A 16807-nucleotide genomic window follows, 5' to 3' on the forward strand; every position below is an offset into this window, starting at 1 on the left:
CTGCTGCCCGAGGGCCGCGCCCCCGTGCGGGCCGGCGCGCCCCTCTTCGCCGAGGGCGGGGCGAGCGCCGTCGGCCGGGTCACCTCGGGCGGCTTCGGCCCGAGCCTCGGGGCGCCGCTCGCCATGGGCTACCTGCCGGCGGACCTCGCCGAGCCCGGCACCCGCGTGCTGGCCGAGCTGCGCGGCCAGCACCTGCCGCTGACCGTCACCCCCCTCCCCTTCCGTCCCGCCGGCTTCAAGCGCGGCTGATCCCCCCTGCCTTCAACTCTGCCTTCAAGGAACGACCCCATGCTGAGATTCACGCAAGAGCACGAGTGGCTGAAGCTCGAGGGCGACGTGGCGACCGTGGGCATCACGGCGCACGCGGCCGAGCAGCTCGGCGACCTCGTCTTCGTCGAGCTGCCGAAGGTCGGCACGGCGCTCACCCAGGGCGCCGCGGCGGCCGTGGTCGAGTCGGTCAAGGCGGCCTCCGACGTCTACGCGCCCCTCGACGGCGAGGTCACCGAGGTCAACGACGCGGTGGTGGACGCCCCCGAGACGGTGGGCGCCGACCCGCAGGGCGCCGGCTGGCTCTACCGCATGCGGCTCAAGGACCCGGCCGACATGGAGGCCCTGATGGACGAGGCGGCCTACGCCGCACTCCCGAAGTGAGGAGGGTCCGATGACCGCCTACGATCCCTACGACTTCGCCAACCGGCGCCATATCGGCCCCACCGTGGCCGAGATCGGCGAGATGCTGAAGCTCTGCGGCGCCGAGAGCCTCGACGCGCTGATGGACGAGACCCTGCCGGCGGATATCCGGCAGGAGACGCCGCTCGCCTTCGGCAAGCCGCTCACCGAGCGCCGCGCGATCGAGACCATGCGCGCGGTCGCCGACAGGAACCGGCTGCTCGTCTCGCTGATCGGCCAGGGCTACCACGGCACCACCATGCCGCCGGCGATCCAGCGCAACATCTTCGAGAACCCGGCCTGGTACACCGCCTACTCGCCCTATCAGCCCGAGATCAGCCAGGGCCGGCTCGAGGCGCTCCTGAACTTCCAGACCCTGGTCTGCGACCTGACGGCGCTGGACGTGGCCAACGCCTCGCTCCTCGACGAGGCCACCGCGGCGGCCGAGGCCATGGGCATGGCCCGGCGCGCGGCGAGCACGAAGGCGGACGCCTTCTTCGTGGACAGGGACTGCCTGCCCCAGACCCTCGCCGTCCTGAGGACCCGTGCCGCGCCGCTCGGCTGGCGCATCGTGGTGGGCGATCCCTTCACCGACCTCGACCCCGCGCAGGTCTTCGGCGCGCTGTTCCAGTATCCCGGCGTGAACGGGGCGATCCACGACTTCACGGGCCCGATCGCGGCCCTTCACGCGGCCGGCGCGATCGCGGCGGTCGCCGCCGATCCCCTGGCGCTGACGCTGCTCAAGGCGCCGGGCGAGATGGGGGCCGACATCGCGATCGGCTCCATGCAGCGCTACGGCGTGCCGATGGGCTTCGGCGGCCCGCACGCGGCCTACATGGCGACTCGCGACGCCCACAAGCGCGCGCTGCCGGGGCGCATCGTCGGCGTCTCGGTCGATGCCAAGGGCAACCGCGCCTACCGCCTCGCCCTGCAGACCCGCGAGCAGCATATCCGCCGCGAGAAGGCGACCTCGAACATCTGCACCAGCCAGGTGCTGCTCGCCGTCATCGCCTCGATGTACGCGGTCTATCACGGGCCGGCCGGCCTCAAGGCCATCGCCCAGCGGGTGCACCGGGACGCGGTGCGGCTCGCCGGGGGCCTCACGAATCTCGGCTTCCAGATCGAGCCGCAGCACTTCTTCGACACGATCACCGTCGCGGTCGGGCCCTTCCAGGGCGTGATCCTGAAGAGCGCCGTCGAGAACGGCGTGAATCTGCGGAAGGTCGGCGAGGACCGCATCGGCATCACGGTGGACGAGCGCACCCGGCCCGACATCCTGCAGGCGGTCTGGCGCGCCTTCGGCGGGCACGACGTACCCTACGACGAGGCCTGGCCGGATTCGCGCCTGCCGGAGGCGCTGCTGCGCCGCTCGTCCTACCTGACGCACCCGATCTTCCACATGAACCGGGCCGAGAGCGAGATGACGCGCTACATGCGCCGCCTCGCCGACCGCGACCTGGCGCTGGACCGGGCGATGATCCCGCTCGGCTCCTGCACGATGAAGCTCAACGCCACGGCGGAGATGCTGCCGATCTCCTGGCCGGAATTCTCGGAGATCCACCCGCACGTGCCGGACGATCAGGCGGCGGGCTATCATCAGCTGATCGGCGACCTCTCCGAGAAGCTGTGCGCGGTCACGGGCTACGACGCGATCTCGATGCAGCCGAATTCGGGCGCGCAGGGCGAGTATGCGGGGCTTCTCGCCATCCGCCGCTACCACCTGTCGCGCGGCGAGGCGCACCGCACGGTCTGCCTGATCCCCTCCTCGGCGCACGGCACCAACCCGGCCTCCGCGCAGATGTGCGGGATGAGCGTGGTCGTGGTCGGGGCCGATGCGGACGGCAACGTGGACGTGGAGGATTTCCGCAGGAAGGCCGAGTTGCATGCCACGAACCTCGCGGCCTGCATGATCACCTATCCCTCGACGCACGGCGTGTTCGAGGCGCGGGTGCGCGAGATCTGCGCCATCACCCACGCCCATGGGGGCCAGGTCTATCTCGACGGGGCGAACCTCAACGCGCTCGTCGGCCTCGCCCGGCCCGGCGACATCGGGGCCGATGTCAGCCACCTCAACCTGCACAAGACCTTCTGCATCCCGCATGGCGGCGGCGGTCCGGGCATGGGGCCGATCGGGGTGAAGGCGCACCTGATCCCGTTCCTGCCCTCCGACCCGCGCAGCGGCGAGGAAGGGGCGGTCTCCGCCTCGGCCTACGGCTCGGCCTCGATCCTGCCGATCTCGTGGAGCTACTGCCTGATGATGGGCGGGCGCGGGCTGACCCAGGCGACGCGGGTGGCGATCCTCAACGCCAACTACATCGCGAGCCGGCTGAAGGGCGCCTACCCGATCCTCTACGCCGGGGAGAACGGCCGCGTCGCGCATGAATGCATCGTGGACGTGCGCCCCTTCCAGAAGAGCGCCGGGATCAGCGTGGACGACATCGCCAAGCGGCTGATCGATTGCGGCTTCCACCCGCCGACCATGAGCTGGCCGGTGGCCGGCACGCTGATGATCGAGCCGACGGAATCCGAGACCAAGGGCGAGATCGACCGCTTCTGCGACGCCATGCTGGCGATCCGCGAGGAGATTCGGGCGATCGAGGAGGGCCGCTCCGACACGGCGAACAACCCCCTCAAGAACGCGCCCCACACGGTGCAGGACCTCGTCGGCACCTGGGAGCGGCCCTATTCGCGGGAGGCCGGCTGCTTCCCGGTGGGCAGCTTCCGCACCGACAAGTACTGGCCGCCGGTCAACCGCGTCGACAACGCCTACGGCGACCGCAATCTCGTCTGCTCCTGCCCGCCGCCGGAGAGCTACGAGGCGGCGGCCGAGTAGGGCCGCCTCACGGCGGAACCCGGTACGCCCCGGTTCCGCCAGCGCCGGTTCCGCCAGCGAGAGCCGCTCCCGATCGCGTTGCAATCGGGAGCGGCTCCAAACTCTTGTTTTGACGCGCTCTCTTGCGCCGAACCGGTGTCCATTTCGGCTTAAGAGCGCTCTCGTCAGCCCTTCGTGGCGGCGACCGTCAGCTCGGGCCGGTGGTTCAGGGTCTGGAACACCACGCAGTAGCGCTCGGTCAGCTTGAGGAGCTGGTCGAGCTTCTCCTGCGGCGCGTCGGTGTCGAGGGCGAAGGACAGGCGGATGGCGCGGAAGCCCACCGGCGCCTCCTTGTCGACGCCGAGCGTGCCGCGGAAGTCGAGATCGCCCTCGGCGCTCACCGTGCCGGCGCGGAGGGGGATCTCGAGCGCCGTCGCGACCGCCTTCAGCGTCACGCCCGCGCAGGCGACCAGGGCCTCGAGCAACATGTCGCCCGAGCAGAGCTCGGCACCCGAGCCGCCGGTGGCGGGGTGCAGGCCGGCCACCGCGAGCGCCCGGCCCGTCTCGACCTTGCAGGCAATGGCGGTGTCGTCGAGCGAGCCCTTGGCCGTCAGGGTGATGACGGCCGCATCGGGGCTCTGCCGATACTGGTCCTTGAGCGGGGCCTGAAGCGCGCGCAGGGCGGTGGCGTCCATCGTGGGGCTTCCTCTGTTCTTGTGGGATCCGGTTAGCGGCAAGCGCAGGGGACCTCAACCGGGCGAGCCCTCAGGGCGCACCGCTGACGGGGATACCGGTCCGGTGCAAGAGCGCGCGTCAGGACAAGGATTTCGCGCGGTGGCCCGGAGATCAGGCGGCCCGGTCGCGGCCCGCGGCCTTGGCGGCGTAGAGGGCGGCATCCGCCCGGGCCAGAGCGCCGGCGAGGTCGGCGCCCTCCGCCATGGCGACGCCCAGGCTGACCGTCCAGGCCGGCGTCTCGGCCGCCCGCCGCGCCGCGAGCCGGATCTCGCCCGCGAGCCGGTGGGCGGCGGGCCGGGTCGTACCGTGCAGCACCACCGCGAACTCGTCGCCGCCGAGGCGCGCGACCGTGTCGGCCGGTCCGGGCAGCAGCGCGCCGATGCGCGCGACGAGGGCGACCAGCACCGCGTCGCCCGCCGCATGGCCGTGGCGGTCGTTGATGGCCTTGAAGTGATCGACGTCGATCAGGATCACCGCCGCGTCCGGCGCGGGCAGGCGCGCCCGCGCCGCGAGACCAGCCCGGTTCCAGGCGCCGGTCAGCGCGTCGCGCAGGGCGGCATCGCGGAGCGCGCCCTGCGCCCGCTCGCCCGGCATGGCGAGCAGCCCGAGGCTCATGATGCCGAGCAGGACCTGATCCGACAGCATCGGCAGGAGCGCGGCCATGTTCGGCTCCGACCAGCCCGAGACCTCCGCCACGATGGCCAGGGCGTAGGAGGGCTGGTAGCCGAGGATCGCGAACCCGGCGATGCGGCGCCCGCGCGACGGTTGCGCCTGCGGCTCGAAGGCGAGGGTCGCGCCCGCCAGGGCGGAGCTGGAGGCGAGCAGGGCGGTGCCGCCGATCCGGCTCACCGTTCCCGCGAGCGCCGGCTCCGGCACCAGCCAGGCGGGCAGCCCGAAGCCGAGGCCGGTCGCAAGGATCGGCATGAGCATCCAGGCCCGGAAGGCGGGCCGGCCGTCGAAGGCGCGCACGCCCGAGATGATCAGGATGTTGGTGCCCGCGAGCAGCGCATAGAGGAGCGCGACCGCGGCCGCGTGCTCGACGCGCGAGAAGCCGACCATCAGCCCGGCATAGAGGAGCGAGCTTCCGGCCCAGTGCAGCCAGAACAGCTCGGCGCGCCGCGCCTGCCAGAAGGCCAGGAACACCATGGCGAAGGCCGTGCTGGCGAGCAGGCTACAGAGGCGCAGCGTCTGCAGGTCGGGGAGGACGTCCATGAACTCGATCCGGCGCTGGCTCGGCGAATCCTGTGGCGCAGATCCGCTCAAGGATCGGTTAAGCTTGACCCGAATCGGCCCGCAACCTTCGCATCGTCCCTTCGACTGCGACCGGTGATCGCGCGGAAGCGGACTGGACCGGCAGCGCCGGATGCTCGTGCCCCCTCGAGCCGAGGGGGAGCCGGTTCGGCGACGGCGAGCGCGTCAAGACAGAGACTTGGAGCCGGTCCCGATTGCAAGGCGATCGGAAACCGCTCTAGGGAGACAGGGGCGGCCCCGCGAGGCCCCGCGCGAACCCTCGGACAGCCGTGCTGCGCTCCGGCCTCTTTCTTCTCGGCCTCCTGTCGGCGGTGCCGGTCCAGGCCGCGGATCTCCGCGAGCCGGCGCTGCCGGCCACGGGCCGGTTCCTGGCGACCTGCGAGAATCTCGGACGGTTCTGTCAGGCGGAAGGCTGCGGCCGGGACCAGATCGATGCGGGCCTCGCCTGCCGCTCCGCCTGCCCGGGCTCGGTCCTGATGACCGTGCAGCCGGCCGCCTGCCCGCTGCCGCGCGCGCCCGTGCGGGTCGTGCTGCGCCGAGGCGGCTGACGCGCCCCGCGCGGGCTCAGGATGTCCTGCATCGCCAAGACAGATTCGGGACGCCTGCCGCCCCGTATCGGGACAGGCCCGGGCGGCAAGCATTCCCGCACGGGGCCGGAAACCAAGTAATCCCGCGCGCATTATCGTCTGCCGACCCACGAGACGTGCCGAGGGGCACGCGACATCTCCGCTCCCGGCGGACCGCGATGCACATGTTGAAGACCGACCTGCAACCGCCCCGCTCGGGGCCGAACCGCAATCCGATCCTGTACGGCGTGGCGGCCGGGCTCGCGAAGCTGTTCCCGCCCGTGGAGCCGCCGCATGCGCCGCGGGACGACCGGCGGGAGGCGCCCCGCTCCGGACGCGACTGAGCCGGCCGGTCCCGAGGCCGCACGCCCTCCGGCCCGGGCGAGGGCCGACACCTTCTCGGAACCGGCCCGATACGGACGCGCGGCTGGCACGAGCCGTCCCCGTGCCTTATGTCGCGTCCCCTTCGGCGACGCTGGCAGCCCGGTGCGATCGTGCTAGAGCTTGGCTCCGGCCCGGCCGGGCCGCGGCGTCGCCCCTGAGGTTTCGTTCCGACATGCGTGCCGCGTGACCCGCTCCCCGCCGGAGCGGCCCGGCCGCCGACGCCGGAATGCTTGAACGGGTATCCATGTTCGACGCCGCCGCCGCCCTCGCCAAGGTTCTGGACGATCTCGACCGGGAGGTGCGCGAGCCGACCGCCTTGCGGGCCATCCTGGTGCCCGAGCTGAAGGCGGTGATCGAGCGCGGCCATCAGGCCGCCGAGGCGCAGCTCCTCAGGGACCGCGACGGCTTCGCCTGCGCCCAGGCGATCTCGGCGCTCACCGACGCGGTGGTGCGGGCGATCTACGACGCGGTGGTCTGGCGCCTCTACCCGAACGACAATCCGACCACGGGCGAGCAGTTCACGGTGGTCGCCACCGGCGGCTACGGCCGGGGCACCATGGCACCGGGCTCGGACATCGATCTCCTGTTCCTGCTGCCCTACAAGCAGACCGCGTGGTCGGAGAGCGTCGTCGAGGCGATGCTCTACGTGCTCTGGGACCTCAAGGTGAAGGTCGGCCACGCCACGCGCTCGGTGGAGGAGTGCCTGCGCGAGTCGCGGAGCGACATCACCATCCGCACGGCGATCCTCGAGGCCCGCTACCTGTTCGGCTCGCGGCAGCTCTTCGAGGAGCTCGTCACCCGCTTCGACAGCGAGCTGGTCCTGGGCACCGCCCACGAATTCGTGGAGGCGAAGCTGCGCGAGCGCGACGCGCGGGTCGCGAAGGCCGGCTCCTCGCGCTACCTCGTCGAGCCGAACGTGAAGGACGGCAAGGGAGGGCTCCGCGACCTCAACACCCTGTTCTGGATCGCCAAATACACCTACCGCGTGCGCGATCAGGCGGAGCTCGTCCATGCCGGCCTGTTCACGCCCGACGAGTACAAGCTGTTCGAGCGCTGCGAGGAGTTCCTGTGGCGGGGGCGCTGCCACATGCACTTCGTCACCAAACGCGCCGAGGAGCGGCTCTCCTTCGGGCTGCAGCCGCGCATCGCCGAGCGCCTGGGCTACGGTCCCCGCGGCGGCCTCTCCGGCGTCGAGCGCTTCATGAAGGCCTATTTCCGGGTCGCCAAGGATGTCGGCGACCTCACCGCCATCGTCTGCGCCGAGCTGGAGGCGCGCCATGCCAAGCGCACGCCGGTGCTCGACCGCTGGATCGGCCGCTTCCGCGACCGCTTCCGCGCCACCGCCATTGAGGCGGAGGATTTCTGGATCGACCACGGCCGGGTGAACCTGCGCGCCGAGGACGCCTTCGAGCGCGATCCCGTCAACCTGATCCGGCTGTTCTGGCTCGCCGACCGGCACAACCTCCCGATCCACCCCGACGCCAAGCGCGTCGCCAGCCGGTCGCTCCGCCTGATCGGGCAGACGCTCCGCTCGGACGAGGAGGCGAACCGCCTCTTCCTCGACATCCTGACCTCGCGGAACTCGCCGGAATCGGTGCTGCGCCAGATGAACGAGGCCGGCGTGCTCGGCCGCTTCATCCCGGATTTCGGGCGCATCGTGGCGATGATGCAGTTCAACATGTACCACCACTTCACGGTGGACGAGCACCTGCTGCGCTCGATCGGGGCGCTCGCCGCGATCGAATCCGGCCGCGTCGAGGAGACCTATCCCCTGGTCTCCCGGCTGATCCACTCGATCGCCAACCGCCGGGCGCTCTACGTCACCATCCTCCTCCACGACATCGCCAAAGGCCGGCCGGAGGACCACTCGATCGCCGGCGCGGCCATCGCCGAGAAGCTCTGCCCGCGCTTCGGCCTGACCCAGGCCGAGACCGAGACGGTGGCCTGGCTGGTGGAGCACCACCTGCTGATGTCGATGACGGCCCAGAGCCGCGACCTCTCGGACCCGAAGACCATCGAGCGCTTCGCCGCGGTGGTGCAGAGCCTGGAGCGCCTGAGGCTGCTCACCATCCTGACGGTGGCCGACATCACCGCGGTCGGGCCCGGCGTCTGGACGGCCTGGAAGGCCACGCTGATCCGCACCCTCTACGACGAGACCGAGGTGCGCCTCTCCGGCGGCCATTCCGAGATCGCCCGCACCGACCGCGTCCGCCTGATCCAGATCGCCCTGCGCGAGAAGCTGCCGGACTGGTCGGCGGAGGCGTTCGACGCCTACGCCGCCCGCCACAACCAGGCCTACTGGCTGAAGGTGGAGGGCGTGCGCCAGTTCAAGGACGCGAACTTCATCCGCGGCGTCGAGGAGTCCGGGCGGACCAGCGCCACCGATGTCGAGACGGATCCGGTGCGCGGCGTCACCGAGATCACGGTTTACTCGCCCGACCATCCGCGGCTGCTCGCCATCATCACCGGCGCCTGCGCGGCGGCGGGCGGCAACATCGTCGATGCGCAGATCTTCACCACCTCGGACGGCTTCGCCCTCGATTCGATCTACCTCTCGCGCGCCTTCGACCGGGACGAGGACGAGCTGCGCCGGGGCAAGCGCATCACCGCGGCGATCGAGCGGGCGCTGAAGGGCGAGATCCGCATCGCCGACCTCGTCGCCGACAAGCACCCGCCGGTGGCGAGCGCCCGGGCCAAGACCTTCCTGGTGCCGCCCGACATGGCGATCGACAACGCCCTGTCGAGCCGCGAGACGGTGATCGAGGTCACCGGCCTCGACCGGCCGGGCCTGCTCTACGAGCTGACCACCGCCTTCAGCCGGCTCTCGCTCAACATCACCTCGGCCCATATCGCCACCTTCGGCGAGCGGGCGGTGGACGTGTTCTACGTGACCGACCTGATCGGCACCCGCGTCACCCAGCCCGACCGCCTCGCCGCGATCCGGGCCGCCGTGATGGAGATCTTCGCCGGCGACGTGGCCGCCCTGAAGGCGGAAGGCCTGGAGGCGCTCGTCGCGGCCCCTCCCCCGCGGGAGGCCTGATCCGGGTTTCCAAAGGGATCATCCCTCTAGGTGGGGTATCGGGGCGAAGCCCTGATGGATCCCGGGCTCCGCCCGGACCCGCGCGCGGGATGATCCCTCTCGACACCCGGGCTTTTCGTGCCGGGTGGCCTACATCAGGAGGCGCATGGCGCTGACCCGTGATCTCCTCGACATCCAACGGATCTACCACGAGCCGGCCGTCGGGGACTTTCCCCACGGCCGAACGATCCTGGCGCGCTTTCCGGACGCCGAGCGCATCGCGGTCCCGTCGCACTGGAACATCCCGGAGCTGCACGGCAATGCCGGCTCGGTCGAGGACTGGGTGCGGATCAAGCGCTCCACCCTGGTGCTCGGGGTGAAGAAGGGGCTGACCCTGCGCCCGAACGGGCGCAGCGCCCATTTCATCGCGCCCTCCACCTCGAACGGCTGCGCCATGGCCTGCGCCTATTGCTACGTGCCGCGGCGCAAGGGCTTCGCGAACCCGATCAGCCTGTTCGTGAACACCGAGGCCGCCGGCGCGGCCATCGCCCGCCACGCGCGGAAGCAGGGGCCGCTGCCCGAGCCCGACCTGATCGATCCGGAGCATTGGGTCTACGATATCGGCGAGAACGGCGACCTCTCGGTCGATGCGGCCCTGACGGATGGGGTGCGCGACCTCGTCGCCCTGTTCCGGGACCTGCCGAACGCCAAGGCCTCCTTCGCCACCAAGGCGGTGAACCGCGATCTCCTCGGCTACGACCCGCGGGGCAAGACCCGCATCCGCTTCTCGCTGATGCCGGAGCGGATCGCCCGCGTGGTCGACGTGCGCACCGCGCCGATCCCCGAGCGCATCGCCGCGATCGACGACTTCGTGGAGGCCGGCTACGAGGTCCACGCCAATTTCTCGCCCGTCATCCTCTACGAGGGCTGGGAGGCGGACTGGCGTGACCTGTTCCGGCAGATCGAGGCCGGGATCTCGGCCCGGGCCAAGGCCCAGCTCCGGTGCGAGGTGATCATGCTGACCCACAATGCGGGTCTGCACGCGGTCAATCTCGGCTGGCACCCCAAGGCGGAGGGCCTCCTCTGGCGGCCCGACATCCAGGAAGCGAAGGTCTCGGAGGGCGGCGGCGTCAACGTGCGCTACCGCGCCGGCTGGAAGGGCCGCTGGCTCGCCCGATTCAAGGCCCTGCTCGCCGAGACGCTGCCGGACTGCACGGTGCGCTACGCATTCTGATCGAGGATGTCGGGAGGAGAGACGCGATGACGACCCACGAGGCCCATCTCGCCGAAGCCGTGGCCATCGCCCGGCGCAATGTCGAGGACGGCGGCTCGCCCTACGGCGCGGTGATCGTGAAGGACGGCGCCGTCGTCGCGCGGGCGGCCAACACCGTCCATCTGACCGACGACCCGAGCGACCATGCCGAGATGGTGGCGCTGCGCGCGGCGAGCCGCACGCTCGGCCGCGACTTCTCGGGGGCCGTGATGTACGCGAGCGGCCAGCCCTGCCCGATGTGCCACGCGGCCATGCGGCTGGCGGGCTTTCGCGAGGGCTATTTCGCCTACGCGGCGGAGGAGGCCGAGACCCACGGCGTCGGCTCGGCCGCGATCTACGGCGAGCTGTGCCGGCCGCTCGCCGAGCAGCCGATGCGGCTCAGGCAGATGCGGCCGGAGGGCGCCTCGCCCTACCCGGCCTGGGCGGCGCGGACGAAGGCCTGACTGCGGCTCAGTGGGTCCAGGGCGCGGTGCGGCTGAACTTGAAATTGTCCGAGTAGGACAGGCCCTTGCGCGGGATCGGCTTGTGCGGCTCCTCGACCCGGTAGCTGATGCCGGCGCGCGTCGCGTAGGCCACCGCCTCCTCGCGGGTCTCGAATTCCAGCCTGACCTGCTGCAGCATGTCGCCGGAGCTGGTCCAGCCCATCAGCGGTTCGGTCTCGCGCGGGGCGGTCTGGTCGAATTCCAGGATCCAGAGCTTGGTGCGGGCGAGGCCCGACTGCGAGGCGTCCTTCGACGGCTGGTAGATGCGGGCGCTCGGCATGGCGACGGGAACGGCTCCGGACAAACACGAAGATGGTCGGGGCGATAGGATTCGAACCTACGACCCCCTGGTCCCAAACCAGGTGCGCTACCAGACTGCGCTACACCCCGCCACGCCCGCGTTTTACGGTTTCCGCAGCGCAGCGGCAAGGCGCATCCGCGCCGCTTGACCCCGCTCTCCCCGCGTCCCACCTCCGGCTGCGCGAGGGGGATGCACGAGGACCGCGATGATCGATCTCCATTACTGGCCGACGCCGAACGGCCACAAGGTCACGATGTTCCTGGAGGAGACCGGCCTGCCCTACCGGATCGTTCCGGTGAATATCGGAGCGGGCGACCAGTTCAAGCCGGACTTCCTGGCGATCGCCCCGAACAACCGCATGCCGGCGATCGTCGACCACGCGCCCGCGGGCGGCGGCGCGCCGGTCTCGCTGTTCGAGTCGGGCGCGATCCTGCTCTATCTCGCCGAGAAGACCGGGCGCTTCATCCCGTCGGACCTGCGCGGCCGGGCCGAGGTGCTGCAATGGCTGTTCTGGCAGATGGGCGGCCTCGGGCCGATGCTCGGCCAGAACCACCACTTCACGCAATACGCGCCGGAGAAGGTGCCCTACGCGATCAACCGCTACCTCAACGAGACCAACCGCCTCTACGGCGTGCTCGATCGGCGGCTTGCCGACCGTGCCTATGTGGCCGGCGCCGACTACAGCATCGCCGACATGGCCTGCTATCCCTGGATCGTGCCCTACGAGAAGCAGGGCCAGAGCCTCGACGACCACCCGAACCTGAAGCGCTGGTTCGAGGCCGTGCGCGACCGCGCCGGCACGGTGGCCGCCTACGCCAAGGGGCCCGAGGTCAACCCGAATCTCGGCCAGACCATGAGCGAGGACGCCAAGAAGGTGATGTTCGGGCAGACGGCGGCGAACACCAAGCGCTGACACCCCCGCCCCTCCCCCAACCCAAGTCGGGCCTGCCCGACTTGGGCAGAGCGATGCGGATCTTGGGCAAGCCCGAGATCCGTGGGGGGCAGCGGCGGCTATTGTCGCAAGGACTCCAGCGGCACCGGCGCCGCGTGCGGCCGGCTGCCGAGCATCTGGTCGATCAGGGCCAGCACCTCGGCCCGGCCGCAATTGGCGGCCGGCTCGAAGGGCGTCCAGGTCTGGGTGAAGTCGAGGCGCTCGAACACGTCGCGGTAGCGGCGCAGCTCGTTGACGGTCAGCGGCACGCCGCGCACGAAGGCCTTGTGGGCCGAGATGGTGAGCGCCCGGCGGGCATCGTTCGGGTCGAGTTCGAACTTCAGGGCGTCGCCGCAGAAGCAGATCTTCCGCTTGCGGTCGAACAGCACCGCGTGGCCGTCGAAATGGCCGGCGGTGCGGTGCAGTTCGAGGCCGGGCAGCGGCTCCAGGAAGTCGTCGTAGGGCCAGGAGACCTGCAGGGCCGCGCTCCAGGTGAAGTCGGCCGCCGGCAGGCAGAGCTCGGGATCGAAGCGGTCCTGCAACTGCACCAGCGCGCCGTAGGAATGCGGGTGCGAGGCGGAGAGCACCTGCATCCCCCCGAGCCGTTCGATCTGGTCGAGGGCCGCCTCGCTGAAGACCGGGCAGCCCTCGAAGCCCATATTCCCGGTCTCGGTCCGGATCAGGTAGGCGGACGGCCCGATGCCGGAGACCGGCTCGTTCCAGAAGCGCCAGATGCCCGGCTCCAGCTCCTGCCAGTGGCAGGGGAAGGCGGCCTGCGCCTCCGCCGCCGTGCGGAAGCGCCAGCCGTCCTGCGGCACCACGTGGCGGGCATCCAGGCACATCGGGCAGGCGGGCGGCGCCTCGAAATGGCGCTGCCAGAAGCCGCAATTGTCGCAGGTATAGGCGGGCAGCTTCAGGGCGCCCGCGAAGGGCAGGTAACCGGGCACGGGGCTCGCTCGCGGCTCGAGGATCGGTCGAAGAGCGGTATCAGGCCGCGCGCCTGAACGCAGCCCGAGCAAGCCACAAGAAAAAACCCGCCGGCCTCGCGGCCGGCGGGGTCAACCCCGGATCAGTGGGCCGGGCTCGGATGGCCGTGGCCGGGCTCCTCGGCATGCGGATCCTTGCCGCGCTTCCTGGCGATCCAGATCACGAAGCGGCGGATCACCACGTAGAAGACCGGCGTCAGGAACAGGCCGAAGAAGGTCGCGCCGATCATCCCGAAGAACACCGCCGTGCCGAGCGCCTGGCGCATCTCGGCGCCCGGGCCCGTCGCGATGACGAGGGGCAGGGTGCCGAGGATGAAGGCGAAGGCCGTCATCAGGATCGGGCGCAGGCGGAGCTTGCAGGCCTGCACCGCCGCCTCGACGGGCCCCTTGCGTTCGTTCTCCTCGATGTCGTGGGCGAACTCGACGATCAGGATCGCGTTCTTGGCGGCGAGGCCGATCAGCACGATCAGGCCGATCTGGGTGAGGATGTTGTTGTCCTGTCCCCGGAGCTGCACCCCGAACAGGGCCGCCAGCACGCCTGTCGGCACCACCAGCAGGATCGCGAGCGGCAGCGCCCAGGATTCGTACTGCGCGGCGAGCACGAGGAAGACCAGCAGCACGCCGAGCGCGAAGACGTAGATCGCCGTGCCGCCGGCCGCCTTCTGCTGGTAGGCGATCTCGGTCCAGTCGTAGGAATAGCCGTCGGGCAGGTTCTTCTTGGCGATCTCTTCCATGGCGTCGAGCGCCTGGCCGGTGGAGATGCCGGGCTGGGCCACGCCCTGGACCGGCACCGAGTAGTAGAGGTTGAACCGCTGCACGATCTGCGGGCCGGTGATCTCGCGGATCGTGGCGAGCGTGCCCATCGGCACCAGCGCGCCGGTGGAGGAGCGGACCTTCAGCTGCTCGATATCCTGCTTGGAGACGCGGAACTGCGCGTCGCCCTGCACGCGCACCTGATAGATGCGCCCCAGCGTGTTGAAGTCGTTCACGTAGGCCCCGCCGAGCGCCGCCTGCACCGTCGAGAAGACGTTGCCGAGCGGCACGTTCAGCATCCGCGCCACCGTGCGGTCGATGTCGAGGTAGAGCTGCGGCGTGTCGTTGCCGAAGGTGGTGAACACCCGCGTCACGTCCTTGCTCTGGTTGGCCTGGCCGAGGAGCTCGCCGACATTGGCGAGCAGCGGGCCGATGGCCGAGGATTGCCGGCTCTCCACCTGCATCTTGAAGCCGCCGCCCTGGCCGAGGCCGCGCACGGGCGGGGGCGGGATCACGATGATGCGGGCTTCCTGGATGTTGGCGGTCGCCTTCAGCACGTCGCCGGTGATGACGGCGGCCGAGCGGCCCTTGGTCGCCCGCTCCTTGGCCCCCGCGAGCGTGATGAACATCACGCCCGAATTGGTGGTGTTGGTGAAGGTGGCGCCGTCGAAGCCCGCGATGATCACGGTGTTCGTCACGCCCTCGATCTTGCGGGCCTCCGCGGCGGCGCGGTTCACCACCTCGGTGGTGCGGTCGAGCGAGGCACCCGAGGGAAGCTGCACCACGCCGATCAGGTAGCCCTGGTCCTGATCGGGGATGAAGCCCGTCGGCGTGGTGTGGGCGAGGTGGAGCGTGCCCGCGATCACCGCCGCGTAGACGAGCAGCATCGCGATCAGGCCGATCGTGTAGGTGGTCAGCCCGTGGATCGTGCGCGAATAGCCGTGCGACAGCCAGTCGAAGCCGCGGTTGAACAGGCTCGCCAGCCAGTTGACGAAGCGGGTGAGGAAGAACTTCGGCTTGGCCTGCGCGTGGTGCGGCTTCAGCAGCAGCTTGCAGAGCGCTGGCGACAGGGTCAGCGAGTTGAAGGCCGAGATCAGGGTCGAGGCCGCGATGGTGAGGGCGAACTGCTTGTAGAACTGTCCCGAGATGCCGGGGATGAAGGCGGTCGGGATGAACACCGCCGCCAGCACCAGCGCGATGGCGACGACCGCCGAGCCGACCTCGTCCATGGTCTTGTGCGCGGCCTCGCCGGGCGAGAGCCCCTCGGCCATGTTGCGCTCGACGTTCTCGACCACGACGATGGCGTCGTCGACCACGATGCCGATGGCGAGCACCAGCCCGAACAGGGTCAGGTTGTTGAGCGAGAAGCCGAAGGCCGCCATCGCCGCGAAGGTGCCGACCAGCGAGACGGGGATGGCGAGCACGGGGATCAGGGCCGTGCGCCAGCTCTGGAGGAAGACCAGCACCACGATCACGACGAGGCCGACCGCCTCGAACAGGGTCTTGTAGACCTCGTGGATCGATTCCTCGATGAACTCGGTCGGGTTGTAGGCGATGCGGTACTCGACGTCCGGCGGGAAGTTCTTCTTCAGGTTCTCCATCACGTTGCGGACGGAGGCCGCCGCGTCGAGGGCGTTGGTGCCGGGGCGCTGGAAGGCGCCGATGCCCACGGCCGGCGTCGCGTTGAGGAAGGAGTTCGTCGTGTAGTCCTTCTGGCCCATCTCGACGCGGGCCACGTCCTTCACCCGCACGAGGCGCCCGTCGGAGGCTTTGACGATCACCTCGGCGAACTCTTCCGGCGTCTGGAAGCGCCCTTGCGACTGCACCACGAGCTGGAAGGCCTGGCCCGTCGCCGCGGGCGGCGAGTTCAGGGCGCCGGCCGCCACCTGCACGTTCTGCTCCTGCAGCGCGGTGGTGATGTCGTTGGTGGTCAGGCCGTAGGCGGCGAGCTTCTGGGGATCGAGCCAGATGCGCTCGGCATACTCGTTGCCGCCGAAGATCGTGATGTCGCCGACGCCGTCGAGGCGCAGGAGCTCGTCGCGGATGTTCAGGTAGATGTAGTTGGCCAGGTAGTTCTGGTCGTAGGTCTTCTTCGGCGACAGGAGGTGCACGACCAGCATCAGGTCGGGCGAGGCCTTGCGCACGGTGACGCCGAGGTTGCGCACGTCCGGCGGCAGGCGGGGCTGGGCGACCGAGAGCCGGTTCTGGACGAGGACGTTCGCGATATCGAGGTTGGTGCCGACCTTGAAGGTCACGGTCAGCAGCATGTTGCCGTCGTTGGTCGACAACGACGTCATGTAGAGCATGTTGTCGACGCCGTTGACCTCCTGCTCGATCGGCGTCGCGATGGTCGCGGCCACCGTCTCGGCGTTGGCGCCGGGGAAGGAGGCGCGCACCGTCACGGTCGGCGGCACGATCTCGGGATACTGCGAGACCGGCAGCGACAGGTAGGCCACGTAGCCGAGGATCAGGAAGACGATCGAGGTGACCGAGGCGAAGATCGGCCGGTCCACGAAGAAATGGGCAAAGCGCATCGGTCAAACCTCTCGGCCGGCGCCCGGATCGGGCCCGCGCCTCGCGTCACCTGCGGTATCGCGGGCCGCCCCCGGCATCCGGAGGCGGCCCGTCTGGTCTCTGGCGCGCCA

The 16807-nt window shown here is 70.2% G+C and carries 14 protein-coding genes and 1 tRNA gene; 9 read left to right on the plus strand and 6 right to left on the minus strand.

The window, feature by feature from the left end:
• The 3 genes from MET9862_RS10495 to gcvP all read left to right on the plus strand — a co-directional run.
• A partial coding sequence (locus MET9862_RS10495) for a glycine cleavage T C-terminal barrel domain-containing protein (RefSeq protein ID WP_280178960.1) occupies positions 1 to 249 on the plus strand: 249 nt, incomplete at its 5' end.
• A 39-nt stretch (positions 250 to 288) separates the two neighbouring features.
• Positions 289 to 651, plus strand: a complete 363-nt coding sequence (gcvH, locus tag MET9862_RS10500) for a glycine cleavage system protein GcvH (protein ID WP_142582953.1) — start codon at positions 289 to 291, stop codon at positions 649 to 651.
• Between the two features lie 10 nt (positions 652 to 661).
• On the plus strand, positions 662 to 3502 hold the full coding sequence (gcvP, locus tag MET9862_RS10505; protein WP_142582954.1) for an aminomethyl-transferring glycine dehydrogenase: 2841 nt from the start codon (positions 662 to 664) through the stop codon (positions 3500 to 3502).
• Positions 3503 to 3666: 164 nt separating this feature from the next.
• Here the strand turns inward: gcvP and MET9862_RS10510 are convergent, their stop codons facing one another.
• A complete protein-coding gene (locus tag MET9862_RS10510; protein WP_142582955.1) occupies positions 3667 to 4176 on the minus strand; it encodes an OsmC family protein in 510 nt (169 codons plus the stop codon).
• Positions 4177 to 4327: 151 nt separating this feature from the next.
• Positions 4328 to 5428, minus strand: coding sequence for a GGDEF domain-containing protein (locus MET9862_RS10515; protein ID WP_142582956.1), 1101 nt, complete (start codon positions 5426 to 5428; stop codon positions 4328 to 4330).
• Positions 5429 to 5736: 308 nt separating this feature from the next.
• Here MET9862_RS10515 and MET9862_RS10520 point away from each other — a divergent pair, with 308 nt between their 5' ends.
• The 5 genes from MET9862_RS10520 to MET9862_RS10535 all read left to right on the plus strand — a co-directional run bounded on the left by MET9862_RS10520 (position 5737) and on the right by MET9862_RS10535 (position 11152).
• Positions 5737 to 6015: a hypothetical protein gene (locus tag MET9862_RS10520; protein ID WP_142582957.1), complete on the plus strand. Its 279-nt coding sequence runs from the start codon at positions 5737 to 5739 to the stop codon at positions 6013 to 6015.
• A 203-nt stretch (positions 6016 to 6218) separates the two neighbouring features.
• Positions 6219 to 6377, plus strand: a complete 159-nt coding sequence (locus MET9862_RS29300) for a hypothetical protein (protein WP_185156826.1) — start codon at positions 6219 to 6221, stop codon at positions 6375 to 6377.
• A gap of 284 nt (positions 6378 to 6661) precedes the next feature.
• Positions 6662 to 9457 (plus strand): [protein-PII] uridylyltransferase, encoded by a 2796-nt coding sequence (locus MET9862_RS10525; protein ID WP_142582958.1) that lies wholly within the window; start codon positions 6662 to 6664, stop codon positions 9455 to 9457.
• Positions 9458 to 9602: 145 nt separating this feature from the next.
• Positions 9603 to 10670, plus strand: coding sequence for a spore photoproduct lyase family protein (locus MET9862_RS10530; protein WP_142582959.1), 1068 nt, complete (start codon positions 9603 to 9605; stop codon positions 10668 to 10670).
• Positions 10671 to 10696: 26 nt separating this feature from the next.
• Positions 10697 to 11152 carry a nucleoside deaminase gene (locus tag MET9862_RS10535; protein WP_142582960.1) on the plus strand — a complete coding sequence of 152 codons (456 nt, stop codon included), beginning with the start codon at positions 10697 to 10699 and terminating at the stop codon, positions 11150 to 11152.
• 7 nt (positions 11153 to 11159) lie between these two features.
• On the opposite strand, the gene MET9862_RS10540 is transcribed toward MET9862_RS10535, so the two are convergent.
• Positions 11160 to 11471, minus strand: coding sequence for an ETC complex I subunit (locus tag MET9862_RS10540; protein WP_142582961.1), 312 nt, complete (start codon positions 11469 to 11471; stop codon positions 11160 to 11162).
• Positions 11472 to 11504: 33 nt separating this feature from the next.
• Positions 11505 to 11581 (minus strand) — tRNA-Pro (locus MET9862_RS10545).
• Between the two features lie 116 nt (positions 11582 to 11697).
• Between MET9862_RS10545 and MET9862_RS10550 the strand changes: the two genes are divergently transcribed.
• On the plus strand, positions 11698 to 12405 hold the full coding sequence (locus tag MET9862_RS10550) for a glutathione S-transferase N-terminal domain-containing protein (RefSeq protein WP_142582962.1): 708 nt from the start codon (positions 11698 to 11700) through the stop codon (positions 12403 to 12405).
• Positions 12406 to 12503: 98 nt separating this feature from the next.
• Here MET9862_RS10550 and MET9862_RS10555 read toward each other — a convergent pair whose 3' ends face one another.
• Both MET9862_RS10555 and MET9862_RS10560 read right to left on the minus strand, forming a co-directional pair.
• Positions 12504 to 13370: an MBL fold metallo-hydrolase gene (locus MET9862_RS10555; RefSeq protein WP_142582963.1), complete on the minus strand. Its 867-nt coding sequence runs from the start codon at positions 13368 to 13370 to the stop codon at positions 12504 to 12506.
• A gap of 122 nt (positions 13371 to 13492) precedes the next feature.
• Positions 13493 to 16696 carry an efflux RND transporter permease subunit gene (locus MET9862_RS10560; RefSeq protein ID WP_142582964.1) on the minus strand — a complete coding sequence of 1068 codons (3204 nt, stop codon included), beginning with the start codon at positions 16694 to 16696 and terminating at the stop codon, positions 13493 to 13495.
• Between the last annotated feature and the right edge of the window lie 111 nt (positions 16697 to 16807).

This window comes from Methylobacterium symbioticum, assembly GCF_902141845.1.
Classification (GTDB): Bacteria; Pseudomonadota; Alphaproteobacteria; order Rhizobiales; family Beijerinckiaceae; genus Methylobacterium; species Methylobacterium symbioticum.